Genomic DNA, 14515 nt, shown 5'->3' with positions numbered 1-14515 from the left:
GCAGTGGACTCTCACCACCTAAACTATAGCGTCCTTATTCTTCAATAAGGACCTCTGCACCATGCTTGGCGCACCCAGAATATTGGATCAAGATCCAAACCGTATCCGTGATTGGTGTTTTGTACACCTTGTTTTAGTCTCTAAATGGCTTGCTAAAAACAATCTTGATATAAGCAGATTTATGGATCTTATTAACAAACTTGAGCAATTGTAAATTTTACCAAGAAGTTATGTTGTAGCTGATATCCATTGCATATACCCAATTCAGATCATTTTGCAGGATTTTTATGCCTTAAAGTTCTTAAAGCATCTCGTTAACCTTATGTAAACTTCTTTGTTTTAATTTATTAAAAGAAGAGGGAGTCAATGGTGACTTATCTCTGTACTTAAGGGAGATTCATCATGAAATTTTCACAGAAAGTAGGGTCGCTGTTTATCGGGGGCCTTTTGCTGTCAACCAACCTTTTTGCCTGCACAGATAGTACAAGTGAGGGGGAGCCTGCCTATGGTCCGACCGCCTATAAAACGTTTTTTGATGGCATCAAAGGACTAGAAAACAGAAATGACCTAAAAACAGCTGTGACAACCTTCATCAAAACTAACCAAGAAAATTTGACGTTGACCGATTTTTATTCTCACCTTCAAACAGCACACAAGGCAGGAGATGTTTCTCTCGATCATCTAACAGCGATCAACGTTATTGTTGGTGACTGGGCGCTTAGAACCAAAAGAAAAAGAGAAAAGACCTTTGCGCCTGAAGACTTTAATTTAGAATTAATCAAGGAATTGTATGGATCCAAACCGAATTCTTCTTTGCCACTGAACAGCCATCCAGACACCAGTAACCTGCGCCTTAAAATCCCGATGAATGATCGCTAGAAGGTCACAAGGATTATATGGTAAATATGCAGAAACAAGATTAAGCAAGTATTTACTGTGACGATTGCCCATAACCAAGTCAAACTGCAAAAGCCGGAATGGATTCGGGTCAAGGCGCCCGTTTCTCCAACATACCATGAAACGGTGGCCTTAATTAAAGACCACAAACTTCATACGGTGTGTGAAGAGGCCGCTTGCCCCAATATTGGTGAATGCTGGTCCAAAAAACATGCAACTATGATGATTCTGGGTGATGTGTGCACGCGGGCCTGTGCTTTTTGTAACATCAAAACGGGGCGCCCTGATCTGTTGGACCCCCATGAACCCGAACGGGTTGGCAGCGCGGTTGCCAAATTGGGGTTGGCGCATGTGGTGATCACGTCGGTTGATCGCGACGATCTTGACGACGGCGGCGCCCATCATTTTGCGGAAGTCATTAGGCAAATCCGCCTGCAGGCCCCCCAAACAACGATTGAGGTTTTAACCCCTGACTTTTTGCGAAAACCAGGCGCCCTTGAAATTGTCGTAGCGGCAAGGCCTGATGTTTACAATCACAATTTAGAAACCGTTCCCCGTTTGTATGGTTCGGTCCGGCCGGGGGCGCGTTATTTTCATTCTTTGCGTCTGTTAGATAACGTTAAGCGGATTGACCCCACTATGTTCACCAAATCAGGGATTATGGTTGGATTGGGCGAAACAAAACCAGAGGTGCATCAGGTGATGGATGATTTGCGGGCCGCTGGCGTAGATTTCATGACCATTGGCCAATATTTGCAACCCACGCCCAAGCATCACCCCGTTATGGACTTTATCACGCCTGCTGAATTTGATTCTTATGCGAGCATGGCCCGCGGAAAAGGGTTTTTGATGGTTTCAGCATCCCCCCTGACACGGTCGTCCTACCATGCCGGTGATGATTTCAACAAATTGAAGCAGGCAAGGTCAACTCTATAACCCAAGAATAATAACCGTTGTGGCTGGACTTCCAGTAGCATACCTCTTTCTAATGATTTTACGATTTTTTCTGTTTGATTTTTTGCGCATAACCTTCGGTTCAAAATCCTTCCGTAGCTGGCTATGCGCGGATTTTTCACCTTGTTTCTGCGCGAAAACTCTGCCATAAAATTCTCGCAAAATCATTGGAAAGAGGTATAGTAATGTTTGAAAAAGTTGTTTTTTATTTTGACTGTGTATGAATCTATTTCCCGTCTTCCATGCGTATATCATTGAAAGTATTCGTGCTTTAAACACTGAGGATCTTCTGCCTTCTGATTGGCAGCAAAAGATAACGATTGAGCCCACCCGCGACCCTAGCCACGGGGACTTGGCGACCAATGCGGCTATGGTTTTGGCGAAGCCTTTAGGGCAATCGCCCAAGGATTTGGCTCAACGTATTGCTTCGAGCCTGCTTGGTCGGCCAGAGATTATCAAGGCTGAGGTAGCAGGCCCTGGCTTTATCAACTTAACCTTATCGCCTGAATTTTGGCAGGCCCAGATCCCCACCATCTTAGAAAAAGGCATCAATTACGGGGATGCGGCCCTGGGTGCGAACCAAAAAGTAAATGTCGAATTCGTCTCCACCAACCCAACTGGGCCCATGCACGCTGGCCATGGTCGGAACGCGGTTTTGGGGGATACAGTTTCCGCCCTGTTATCCAAAGTTGGGTATGATGTTTGCCGCGAATATTATGTAAATGACGCGGGGGGACAAATTAACGCGCTGGCCCGGTCTGTTTATGTGCGTTATCGCCAAGCCTGTGGTGAAACCATTAGTGATGCTGATTTCGATGCTGATATGTATGGCGCTGACTATCTGGTTCCATTGGCCAAACAAATTTTCGAACAAGATGGCCCCAAATGGCTGGGTCAGCCACAGGAAGTCTGGTTAGATTCTTTCCGTGAAGTTTCTGTGCACGAGATGATGAACCTGATCCGCCAGGATTTAGAGGCCCTGGGTGTGCACATGAATGTATTCACCTCTGAAAAGGTTTTGGCGGCCCATAATCAAGTTCAAAAAACCCTGGATATTTTGCAAGCCAAAGGTGATGTGTACCAGGGTACTTTGGCGCCGCCTAAGGATCATGTTATTGACGACTGGGAACCCCGCCCCCAAACCTTGTTCAAAGCCACCGCCTATGGTGATGATGTGGACCGCCCGTTGTGCAAGTCAGACGGTGCCTGGACCTATTTCGCCGGCGATGTTGCCTATCACCATAATAAACTGGATCGCGGGTTCGACCACCTGGTCAATATTTTTGGGGCGGATCACAGTGGGTATGTAAAGCGGATTCAGTCTGCCGTTAAGGCCCTAACCGACGGTCAAAAGACCGTTGAGATCAAAGTTTGCCAAATGGTCAACTTCCTTGATAACGGCGTGCCGGTACGCATGTCAAAACGGGCCGGGACTTTTATTACGTTGAAGGAAGTCATTGAACGTGTCGGCAAAGACGCCACCCGTTATATGATGGTCTCGCGCCACCAAGACATGCCGATTGATTTTGATTTTGCCAAAGTCATTGAACAAAATCGCGACAATCCCATATTTTATATTCAATATGCCCATGCCCGGATACAATCGGTGTTGCGTCACAGCCGTGAGATGTTCCCTAGTTTAACCTTGAAAATTACAGAATTGCCCTTACATTTATTGAAAGATGACTATGAATTGGCAATGATCAAAATATTAACGAATTGGCCCCGTCAGGTTGAGGTGGCAGCCCAAACCCGGGAACCCCACAGAATCGCGAATTTCTTGTATGATGTTGCGTCCACGTTCCATGGGTTGTGGAACAAAGGAAAAGATCATACCCATCTGCGATTCATTGACCCGCAAGATTTTGCACAAACCCAGGCGCGTTTGGCTTTGATTACAGCAACAGCAACCGTTATCGCCAGCGGTTTAAAGCTTTTAGGAATTACCCCAGTACAGGAGATGAGATAATGGCCCGTTTTTTTGGTGGACGCAAAAATCAAGCTGAAAATGACTTTCGACGATTTGAACAAGAAATGTATTTAAATTCCACGCCCCGTCCCACGCACAATCCTGACAGGCCAAGACCAGAAGAAGATGCCCAAGAGTATGTCGACCCCAGGTTTGATAGCCGAAGTTATGCGCCCCCTTTAAGGCAAGAGAATTTAAGGCAAGACGCCTACTCACAGCAACAACCTCCGTTAAGGCAACAACCATCCTTTAGGGTTGCCCCTCCTTTGGAGGCTCAACCCCCCAGTTTCGGTCCGTTACGCCCCTCGCGCCAAGATGCCTACGAACAGGATGGGTACAGCCAAAACAGACATAAAAGGCCAGCGCGCACAGACGAGCTGAAAGGCCTTAGGTTCTGGCAAGATGACCAGGAAGAGGTAACGGACGATTCAGAAGAATGGGTCGAGCGGCCCTCCCCCTTCAAATTCATTATCGCGTTGATGGGCCTGACCGTGATGGTGTCTATTCTTTGGTTTGGATACCGTTGGCTTAGCCAGCCCAGCCCTGATGGACCCGTTTTAATAGAGGCAGAACCGGGCCCCTTTAAAGTGAAGCCGGAAAACCCTGGCGGATCAGAGATCCCTTACCAAGATAAATTGATTTATGGGCGCATCAGCCCGGGCACTGAGGCCCCAGTTGAACGATTGTTGCCACCACCAGAACAACCGATGGCGGCTCCTCCCCTTGATGGGCAGGCACCAGAACAAGGGCATTACGATCCACAATACGCTGCTCAACCGGCTTATCCTCAGCAACAGCAGGGATATCAAGGTGGACCTGCTGCGCCCGCGCAAGCCCCTTACCCGCAACCTCAACAACTGGCTCCTGTACAAACTGCTCCAGCACAACCTAATCCAATCCAAGCTGCACCTTATCCCGCTCAGCCCGCGCAAAGTGCTCAGCCGTATCCCCCCATCCAAGCGGCTCAACCAGTTTATGCGCCGCAACACCAGGCTCAAATGCAACAACCGCAACCGCTTCCCCCCGCTCCCGTTGCGCCCACGCCCCAGGCCGACGTCGCCCCCGTTGCACCAACTCCAGCTGCAAAAACGACCCCGGAGGCGGGCTTTTACATTCAATTGGGAACCTTACCCACTAAGGCAGCCGCTGCGGAAGAACTGAAACGGTTACGAAAAAAACATCGGGTCGAGCTGGCCGATTATGACGATCGGACGGAGGCTTTCGAGACAGCTGATGGGAAAAAAGTTTACCGTGCCTTGATTGGCCCCTTTCAAAAACGAAACACCGCCTTGTCAAAGTGCAACAAGCTTGGCAGTTCGTGCCGGGTAATTCAGGTTCCCTAGGGGCAAGTAAGAAGTCAGGTACCAGGGGGGTGTCAGGTGCCAAGTTCCTGACCTCTGCCTTCCCAATCGTCATTGCAGGGAGCTCTTTCTCCGTGGTCATTCATTTATTTCATATAAATAAACCCTTTCGCCATTAATATTATATTAAACAATATTCTCCATAATCAAAATAAACAAACCTATTTATTATGGAGAATTATCATGAGAACCGCTTTATTTTTATTAGGCGTCAGCCTGTCGGCGTTGTCGGGGGCGTATGGGGTCAATTTGGTGGAGTTGCAAACTCCCCCTGGATCAGAATATCCCAGCTTAAAGGCTGCACTTGCGGCAGCTGCGACTCAACTTTCCAACAAGAGTCCCGTTCTGAAATTCAAGAAATCAAAGGATGATAAGGATGATGCGGAGCAGAATGTTATTTATTTAGACAACTTTGATCAAGTTACCATCAAAGGTATTTCAGGTGGCACAACAATCAGCCAAGGATCAGCCATCAATGATTCTCTTTTTCATACGTCAGGCAACACCCTAAATCTCTCTAACTTGACGTTCATGGATTTTAAGCCTGGGGGGGCAGCAAGCGGGGCAATTTTTAATGGGACTAATAAATCTGTGACATTTAATGCCACAGGTCCTGTAACCTTTAAGGGTAATCGTGCCATTAACGGAGGAGCCATAGGGTACGCTGACAGTGGACTGACCCTTGGGGGGACGGGTCGTGTGACTTTCACGGGTAACACAGCAGTGAATACTGGTGGGGCTATTTATGCTGGTGGAGACGTGAATTTGACGGACACTCGTTTTAACGACGGAGATGGGTTTAATGGAAAGGGTAATACCGCCACAACATCAGGCGGGGCTGTGTCTATAGTAAATTCAAACACCAAATTTACCTTTACAACCAGTGCGGCGGGGGGAGGGATCATCGTGAATCCGTCAGCCGCAGCTGATGTCCCTTCAGGACAGAATGCAAATAACGATTTTGCTAGTGGTTCCAGTTCAAACACCTTCATCAAGGATGGTCCACAAACATTGACGTTGAACACATGCAATTCTGGTTGGTCGGGTGACACGATTGTTAAAGCGGGCAGTTTGATTATTGGTGGAACGGCAGCTAATAACGATGCCCAGTGGGCAAGCCCTGTTAGCCGTGGAAACATCTACGTGGGCTACTCAGATGCTGGCACAAACACGAGCACGTTAAATGCCACCCTGGGGGGATACGGAACGATTTATGCGAAGGGTGTGAAATTTAGCCCGAATGGAATCTGGCGTTTGGGTATCAACCCCAGTGCATCATCTTGCGGCAGCTTAAATATGGCCGGAGGTGAGCAAACACGTGAACTAATCCTTCCCACGAAAATCGAGATTTATGGACTTGTTGCATCGGCTTTCCCAGCTAGTGGCTTTACCGTGGCAACAGGCTTTACGAACTATTTGGGTGATAGTTTAACTGGTTTGAACAATCAATTGGCGAAGTATAACTTGAAGTTTAGTCACAAAACAGTTTTTTTACAACTTAACACTTACGCTCTGACCCTAAACCAAACGACGGGCACATCCGTTACCTTTACGACAAATGCTAAGAATTCAAATGGTAGCTATATCACAGGCCCTTCAGAAGGTCTGATGGTTCAGGTTGGTTGGCCGGGGACAGGATCAGATGTCTTAGACCCGACACAGCCATTTTATGGGGTACCATTAAGCTGGGCGGGCGGAACCCCTCCCACTTGGACAGGGTCCGCCTCTTTACCGACGGGCACCTACAACTGGAAATTGGGGGTAACAAAAGATTATCTGGGATCTGTTTTTAAAACGCCTTCAGTGCCTTTAAGCGTGGGCAAAAGTGGGAATGGGCAAATAACGGTAACAACGAATTCATTTATACTGAAAAACAGTTAAAGGGAACAGGTCCCAGGTGTCAGACACACTGGTCGTTATTCCCGCGAAAGCGGGAATCTGTAAATTAACGATTTATTAAGAATAATGAATTATGATACCTTTTAATGAATTTAAATAATCATAATAACGGGACATATTAAAATGTATAAATTGCCAGGGTTCTTAGGTCTTTTAGCATTTTGGGCGGCTTTTGGTGTAACCCAGGCAAGCAGTTCTGCTGATTTAAAAGGCGAAATTCAGCCTGTGAGTTCGTCTTCATCATCGTCATCATCGCAACCAGTGGAAGGCCTGCCGACAGCTCCCTATGAACTGACTTACTTAAGCCACTTGCCAAATAGAGTTGGGGAAATAGTGGCAATGCATAATTTAAAAGGTTCCCGGCTGATGGTTTACTTTGATTTCGATGATGTGTTGGCACAGCAGGAATATACGATTCCCCTAAGTAATGGCACAACTTACCCATTCAGGTATTTATCTTCGGCAGAAAATTCCAGAATGTTAGGCCCTGTTGTATGGTCAATTATCCAAGGGAAAGGAGGTGACGATGCCACCAAACAAACAACATATTCCATCATCACCTCTTTGCATGAGGGATTATTTTCCCAATCAGGAATATTAAGTTACCGGTATCCAGAATCGACTCCTTTCCAGCTAACACTTGAGGCTCTTAGAAAAATGGGCACCACTGTCAAGATTTGTTCGGGATTACCTTTGGGTTCAAAAGGTCCAAAACTCGATTTTGTAAAAGGGCTTGGATTATCGGTAACAGACTATATTTACGCCCCAAACAAGCCTAGTGGAATTGCGAAATACGTTGCTGCTGACTATGCGGCACAACAATCATCTGGGGCCACGGCTAACCCAAACTATGTGGCTGTATTGCTTGACAACTGTAAGGGTGACTGGGGCTCTTCCAGCATTGATAATTTTGTGTCTGGAATGAATGCGCAAAAAGTCCCTGAAGGGGTTAAGGTGGTTCCGATTTCTGTTTACAGCAATCGATTCATGGCCGATGTTGGACGGGACCAACAAATAATCTCTGCAGAGATTGATGCGGCCCTTTCCTTCACAGCGCAGTTAAAGAGACAACAATTAGCACAACAAAAACAGACTGAACAACTTAAAACTGCTGATCATTCTCAAGGCATGGCGATTGCACTGACATCTCCTCAGCCTAGTTTTTAAAATTACGGTTTCTGCTATTTCCCAAACTTTTGTAGATTGATTTGATTTTGTAGGTTTTGAGAGATCTACTTCCTGTTTTTTTTATTTTTAGACACTATCCTCCCCTTTAAAAGACTTACCGTTTATATCAGTCAATCCGCTCAAACGCGCTTTAAATTGTGGTCAGCGGTTAGAATTTTCAATAAGTATTTGTTGTCCCAGCCTGCTACCTTCCGTCGACAGCTCACCCCTCGTTTATTCGTTTTTTCTTGCTTGAGTAGATTCAAAGCAATACGTCTCATGACAGCCAAATTCTTGGCCGCGTGGCCAACATGCACCTGGTTATGGTCTTCCCTAAAACCTACATCCAAAGACCAGTGCAGGTTAATTTCTATGTTCCAGTGTTTTCTGACAGCAACCATAAACTGATCAATATTTTCATAGGCTAAACTTGTTAGAAAGTAGCGGGTACTACGCTCAACCTGATTATTAGTTGTGCGTGTTGTTTCAAGCATGCCAACACCCTTTAACCCAGGCCAACGAAGTTGAAATACTGCCGGATCGCGTGCTGATACTAATGTATAGCGACGTGTTTCTATGCGACCATGATCATGGATCTTCTCTACTTTCCGTCGATTAAGCATCTTCTTGTACTGACGTGATTCTCCTATATGGAAAATTGCCTTGACCATTTCATGAAGCTTCGGTTGATTATCTTTTAGAGCTAATACGTAGTCTGCACCTTGAATTAAGATCTCTTCAGCAATTGACTGCTGACAACCCATGGCGTCAATGGTGACTGTACTACCAGTAACATCAATCATCTTGAGTAATTTTGGAATGGCTGTAATTTCATTGGATTTTTCATCCGTTTTAACTTGCCCTAAAAGAAGACTTTGATTGCTTGCCCAGGCACTTACAATGTGTAGGGCTTTTTTCTCTTTTCTTCTGTTGCCAGAACCCCGTAGCGTTTTTCCATCAATAGCAATAATCTCAGAATTAACATCGATAGAGAGTGACTTGATCCATGCATAAAAGCAGGATTCAAATTGCTCTGGGTCAAGTATGGAAAACACACGGCCAAAAGTATCATGAGATGGCACACCATTAGGCAGCTCGAGAAATGTTGATAACCAATCGTATTTGGCTTTGCCAAATTCACTAATATCAACCCAGTTATCAGCGCCACAAATTGTGGCCAATATTGTTATTACCAAGATATCGTGCAATTTGTGAAGCTTGTTGTGGTTATCAATACGAGGATCGGCAAGAGGTTCAAAATGTTTGAGGAAAGTATCTGATAACTGCATCCCTGTTTCCTTTTTCTTTATTGAGAAAAAAGAATAATAACAACGGATAGAACAGCAGAAAAGCCGAATAAAAAATTAGGAAATAATTTTTAGAATACTAAACTAATTTTCAGTGCAATCGCCATGATTCTCAAGGCAGCCAAAAGCCAAATCAGGATGGCCTCGCCTAAAACGTTAAAGATAAGAAGGGCGGATTGAAAATAGCTTTTCGACCTTTTTAACCGCATCTTTTCTTGCGACAATCACCAAAGAATCGCCCACACTGATAATCACCTTTGATGGGGCCAATAAAACCTCTTTATCGCGGACAATAGCCGCAATCATGATGGAGCCTTTGATGGTGACATCATCAACAGTCAAACCGATGATATGGCTGGTCTCACGCGCTTCGGCCTCAATAACCTCCACATGGCCATCGCCCAACGTATGCACAGACCGAATGCGTCCACGGCGGACATATTGCAGAATACTGGAAACTGTTATGGAACGGGGGTTGATAACCCCATCAACGCCCAGAGACGTCACAAGCGAGGCATGGTGGACATTGTTTAAAAGCGCCAAAGCACGACCGGCCCCACATCGCTTGGCTAATAAAGAGGCCAAAATGTTAACCTTGTCGTCATCAGTTACCGCCACCACCGTTTCACAGTTATGAACGCTGGCTTCATTCAAAATGTCATAATCCAGGGCATCTCCACACAAAACATCAGCATTTTTTAAAAGCCGCGCCGCCGTTTCAGACCTTTCCGGGTCTTTTTCGATGATCTTTACAACCACATCAGGTTGTGTTTCCGCAATTTGTAAGGCCAGCGTTTTCCCGATGCTTCCCGCCCCCACAATCAGCATTTGACGCCCCTCACTTTCCTGGTATCCAAAAGCGATCATGGCCTGGCCAATGTCTTGCGTCGTTGCGATAAAATGAACCTCGTCCCCCGACTGAAGGATATCATTTTGATCGGGCAAAAACGCCTGATCGCCCCGGGCAATGCAAACAATATGCATTTCAGTGCTAGCAATCAACCCCGGCAACAAACGCAACGGCGTGTTGATAAGGGGCGATTGATGATGACACCTGACCCCGATAATTTTGGCATGGTTACCCACCAGCGGAATAACTTCAAATGCCCCCGCAACCTGGGCGCTTCGGCAAAGGGACTTAGCAACCTCAACTTCTGGTGAGATAATCACGTCAATCGCCAATCGACTGGGGTGGAATATGTCAGACCAAACGGGCTTCAAATAGCTTTGGTGGCGGACACGCGCAATTTTGGTTTGAATTTGAAAAATGGATTGTCCCACTTCGCAGGCCACCATATTGACTTCGTCAGAGGCGGTCACGGCAATTAACAAGTCAGCATTTTCTGCCCCGGCTTGTTTCAAAACATCGGGGTGCGAGGCAAAACCAACGACGGGTTGAATATCAATTTTATCACTAATCTTTCGCAACAAATCGGCCGATTGATCGACAATGGTGATGTCGTTTTCTTCAAAAGCAAGATACCGGGCAATACTGTACCCCACCTGCCCACCACCTAAAATAATAACTTTCATGGCTACACTTTCCTAAGCCGATATCTCTTGGTGCTCATCAGCGTCTTTTTCAGATCCCTTAGGGTCATGAACACCCAAAGCACGAAGCTTGCGATGAAGGGCTGATCGTTCCATACCAACAAACCGCGCCGTTTGCGAAATGTTCCCCGCGAACCGCTGCAATTGCGCCAACAAATAATCCTTTTCAAAGGCCTCGCGAGCCTCTCTTAACGGCAAAACCACAATATCGGCCGTTTTTTGCTGCCAGTTGTTGACAAAGCGGTTGCCTTGAACGATCTCGGTGGGCAATTGATGAGTCTCAATAGGATCACGGGCCTCGCCAGTCGCCATTAAAAGAACCCAGTCAATAACGTGACTTAACTGCTGCAAATCACCAGGCCAGGAATAGGATTGTAGCATCACTAGCGCCTCTTGGCTAAAACGTCTAGGCAAAACCCCTTTGGCCGCCGCCGCTTGTTCCATAAACGATTCCACCAGCAGTGGAATGTCGGTCACCCGTTCTTGAAGGGAAGGGATGATCAGGTGGGACACACCAAGGCGATAATACAAATCTTCCCTGAAATGACCATTTTGAATCAGGGCCATCACATTTTCTGAGCTGCTGGCAAGAAAACGTATGTTAATGTCGATGGGTTTTTCCCCGCCCACACGATAGAAAGCATTTTCCTGAATGGCCTTCACAACCTTCGCTTGTATAGGCAGAGGCAGTTGCGTTATCTCGTCAAAATAAAGGGTTCCCCCATGGGCTTTTTCCAACAAACCAATCTTTCGCGGCGTGTCGGCTGATAAACCTGTGATATCTGCCCCAAATAGTTCCACATCTAAATTCTGCGGATGAAGGGATGCACACTTCACAACAACGAATGGCGCCTGGGCCCTTTTCGATAAAGTATGAATCTCACGCGCAATCGATTCCTTATCAGCGCCTAAAGGACCTGAAATAAAACACCGCCCATTGGTTGGGGCATTCTTAGCGATAGTTTGCCGAATGTTGTAGATGGCTGATGAGTTCCCAACAATACCTGACGTGGTGCGGGCTTTAATTTTAAGCTCTTGGTTTTCCTGTTTAAGGCGCGCTGATTCTAAAGCCCGTTCAACAACCAGTAACAAGTGTTCCGTCTGAAAGGGTTTTTCCAGAAAATCATAGGCACCTTTTCTCATGGCTGATACGGCCGTTTCAATTGTTCCATGTCCACTGATCATAATGACCGGAACAAAAGGATGGTCCCGTTTGATAATATCTAAAATTTTCAAGCCATCCCGTTCACTATCGCCCAACCATACGTCCAAAACCACCAAATTTGGCTGGCGCATCTTAATAAGCTCTAAGGCTTTCAGGCCATCGGCTGCCATGCGCGTTGTATGGCCTTCATCACTTAGGATTCCGGCTATCAATTCGCGAATGTCAGATTCATCATCAACAATCAAAATATCCTGGGACATTTTTCTTTCTCTCTTAATTATTTATTCGGGTTCATCAAATACTAATTGAACACAGGCCCCACCCAACTTACTGTCGCCCAGGTGCAGCTGACCATTATGATCAGTTACGATCTTTGATACAATAGCCAAGCCCAGCCCCGTCCCCTGTTCACGGGTAGTATAGTAAGGTTCTATCAAATGATCACGTCCTTCTTTAGGAAATCCAGGTCCATTATCTTCAACCTGCACATACAAGCGTTTTTTATATCTGCGGCTTATCTGAACCTCTGTCCGTTGGGATTTTGCACCTTGTCGGACTGTGACGGGTTCGTCAAGCAGCTTAAGCTTTAAGAGGATCTGCCCTCGGCAATCAAGGACATCCTTGGATTTTTCTGTTAAGGAATTAACTGAATTTTGTAGCAAATTGGTTATGACTTGGCTCATCTGTTGGGTATCGCAAGGCCATATGATCGAATCTGGTGAACTTTCAAAAATAAAATCCAGGTGGGGATAAGCTTGCTTTTGAAGAAAGAATGTTTGCTGAGCCAGCTCTGTAAAATTGGACGCTATAATCTTAGGTTCAGGCATACGGGCAAAAGCACTGAATTCATTGACGAGGCTACCTATCTGGCCAACTTGGCGGATAATCGTATCAATACAGTTTCGAAACGTTTGGGGGTCACTGGTAATTTCCTTTAAATATCGTCTTTTTAAACGTTCTGCTGCTAACTGAATGGGGGTCAGAGGGTTCTTTATTTCGTGGGCAATTTTGCGGGCAACATCAGCCCAGGCCGATTTGCGTTGACTGATGATGAGATCTTGGTTTTGTTGTTGCAATCGACGCGTCATATGATTGAAGGAGCGCGTCAAGCCGTCTAACTCATTATTTAAGAATTCCTCCTCAACCTTTACAGAAAGGTTTCCCTGACTAACAGCCTCGGCCGCGGCCACCAACCGACTGATTGGTCTGACCAAAACGTTTGCCAAGGTCAAACCAGCCCAAATGGCGGCCAACAATAATAGCAAGGAGATGAGGGCAAAAAAGACAACAAAGGTTAGTTGGGCCCCCGAATGTTGCTGGGCCAGCTGGTAATAGTCGTGGATGGCCTTTTGGGTTTGACTCAGGTGCGATAAAACTGTGGGGTCAATTAATTTACCTACAAACAGGTAGGTGTCGCTTAAGGCATCCAGTTTGATTAAAACCCTAACCCGGTCTTTTCCCTCGCGCACGACAATTTCGCCGTTGCGAACCTTATCAAAATCAGAAAATAAAATTTTCTCTAATTCCAGAGCAAAGGTCAAATAAGAACGGGCCAAGACCACTCCCTTACCATTGAAAACCAATAATTCACCCAAACCGCGTTCGTCCGCCTCGTCGCTTAAAACTTGGGAAAAGAGAACGGGATCTTGCAGGTATGTATCAACTTGGGGACGCAGTTTGTTAACCAAAGAATGCGCGTCAATCTTAATGGCTTTTTGGTGTTCCCTTAAGTATGCATCGGCAACAACCTGGGCTTCGTGCAGGGCGTCTTTTACCGGCTTGCCAAACCAAGCTTCAATGCCTGAATTAAAAAACCCTGCCGAAAAGACGGCAACACAAATGGCAGGCGTTACAGCGACCAGAGAAAATAAGGTTACTATATGGACATGAAGCTTAGAGCCCGCCAACCCCTGGCGTCTTTCCAGCCACAACTCAGTAAGTCTCTTCGCAATAACAATTGCCAGCAAAAGCAATAACAACACATCTAAATAAATAAATGGCAAAACAAGACGCGTTTTATCAGTAAGACCTGCGCTGTGAGTCAAAGCCCAGTGCGTTCCTATCCCCGATAAAAGCGCTGCCAAGCTTAGGGTAAAAGGAAGCTTGCGCGACAAATTATAATGCCGTGACAGGGTAATGAGCCAATTATACCATTTTTCAACTGAAAAAATTGTGCCGTTCCTCAAATGTTGATTAGGAGATACCACTCTATGCTAAAAGTGACCAAATTTTAAGACTTTGTTGA

General features: G+C 46.0%; 10 protein-coding genes. 6 read left to right on the top strand and 4 right to left on the bottom strand.

Annotated elements, in window-relative coordinates:
• Positions 1–402 precede the first annotated feature (402 nt).
• From EQU50_RS08020 to EQU50_RS07995, 6 genes are all read left to right on the top strand, one after another.
• Positions 403–879, top strand: coding sequence for a hypothetical protein (locus tag EQU50_RS08020; protein WP_130154601.1), 477 nt, complete (start codon positions 403–405; stop codon positions 877–879).
• Positions 880–936: 57 nt separating this feature from the next.
• A complete protein-coding gene (gene lipA, locus EQU50_RS08015; RefSeq protein WP_207216343.1) occupies positions 937–1833 on the top strand; it encodes a lipoyl synthase in 897 nt (298 codons plus the stop codon).
• A 238-nt stretch (positions 1834–2071) separates the two neighbouring features.
• A complete protein-coding gene (argS, locus tag EQU50_RS08010) occupies positions 2072–3820 on the top strand; it encodes an arginine--tRNA ligase (RefSeq protein WP_130154599.1) in 1749 nt (582 codons plus the stop codon).
• Positions 3820–5163: an SPOR domain-containing protein gene (locus EQU50_RS08005; RefSeq protein WP_130154598.1), complete on the top strand. Its 1344-nt coding sequence runs from the start codon at positions 3820–3822 to the stop codon at positions 5161–5163. The genes argS and EQU50_RS08005 overlap by 1 nt, the downstream gene beginning before the upstream one ends.
• 201 nt (positions 5164–5364) lie before the next feature.
• The gene (locus EQU50_RS08000; protein ID WP_130154597.1) at positions 5365–7062 is read left to right on the top strand and encodes a hypothetical protein; all 1698 of its coding nucleotides are present in this window, start codon (positions 5365–5367) and stop codon (positions 7060–7062) included.
• Between the two features lie 141 nt (positions 7063–7203).
• Positions 7204–8247 (top strand): hypothetical protein, encoded by a 1044-nt coding sequence (locus EQU50_RS07995; RefSeq protein ID WP_130154596.1) that lies wholly within the window; start codon positions 7204–7206, stop codon positions 8245–8247.
• Between the two features lie 140 nt (positions 8248–8387).
• On the opposite strand, the gene EQU50_RS07990 is transcribed toward EQU50_RS07995, so the two are convergent.
• The 4 genes from EQU50_RS07990 to EQU50_RS07975 form a co-directional block, all read right to left on the bottom strand.
• On the bottom strand, positions 8388–9536 hold the full coding sequence (locus EQU50_RS07990; protein WP_130153184.1) for an ISAs1 family transposase: 1149 nt from the start codon (positions 9534–9536) through the stop codon (positions 8388–8390).
• Between the two features lie 174 nt (positions 9537–9710).
• Complete coding sequence (gene trkA / locus EQU50_RS07985; protein ID WP_130154595.1) at positions 9711–11087, bottom strand: Trk system potassium transporter TrkA; 1377 nt, start codon at positions 11085–11087, stop codon at positions 9711–9713.
• 12 nt (positions 11088–11099) lie between these two features.
• Positions 11100–12530, bottom strand: a complete 1431-nt coding sequence (locus tag EQU50_RS07980) for a sigma-54-dependent transcriptional regulator (RefSeq protein ID WP_130154594.1) — start codon at positions 12528–12530, stop codon at positions 11100–11102.
• A gap of 21 nt (positions 12531–12551) precedes the next feature.
• Positions 12552–14384, bottom strand: coding sequence for a sensor histidine kinase NtrY-like (locus tag EQU50_RS07975; RefSeq protein ID WP_165380405.1), 1833 nt, complete (start codon positions 14382–14384; stop codon positions 12552–12554).
• Positions 14385–14515 lie beyond the last annotated feature (131 nt).

This window comes from Candidatus Finniella inopinata (assembly GCF_004210305.1).
Lineage (GTDB): Bacteria > Pseudomonadota > Alphaproteobacteria > Paracaedibacterales > CAIULA01 > Finniella > Finniella inopinata_A.
The sequence above is the reverse complement of the archived record's forward strand: the minus strand, read 5'-3'. Positions and strand labels throughout refer to the sequence as shown.

Coding starts and splice junctions, on each gene's coding strand:
- EQU50_RS08020 (WP_130154601.1), top strand. CDS start 403: ATGAAATTTTCACAGAAAGTAGGGTCGCTGTTTATCGGGGGCCTTTTG.
- EQU50_RS08000 (WP_130154597.1), top strand. CDS start 5,365: ATGAGAACCGCTTTATTTTTATTAGGCGTCAGCCTGTCGGCGTTGTCG.
- argS (WP_130154599.1), top strand. CDS start 2,072: ATGAATCTATTTCCCGTCTTCCATGCGTATATCATTGAAAGTATTCGT.
- EQU50_RS07980 (WP_130154594.1), bottom strand. CDS start 12,530: ATGTCCCAGGATATTTTGATTGTTGATGATGAATCTGACATTCGCGAA.
- EQU50_RS08005 (WP_130154598.1), top strand. CDS start 3,820: ATGGCCCGTTTTTTTGGTGGACGCAAAAATCAAGCTGAAAATGACTTT.
- EQU50_RS07995 (WP_130154596.1), top strand. CDS start 7,204: ATGTATAAATTGCCAGGGTTCTTAGGTCTTTTAGCATTTTGGGCGGCT.
- EQU50_RS07990 (WP_130153184.1), bottom strand. CDS start 9,536: ATGCAGTTATCAGATACTTTCCTCAAACATTTTGAACCTCTTGCCGAT.
- trkA (WP_130154595.1), bottom strand. CDS start 11,087: ATGAAAGTTATTATTTTAGGTGGTGGGCAGGTGGGGTACAGTATTGCC.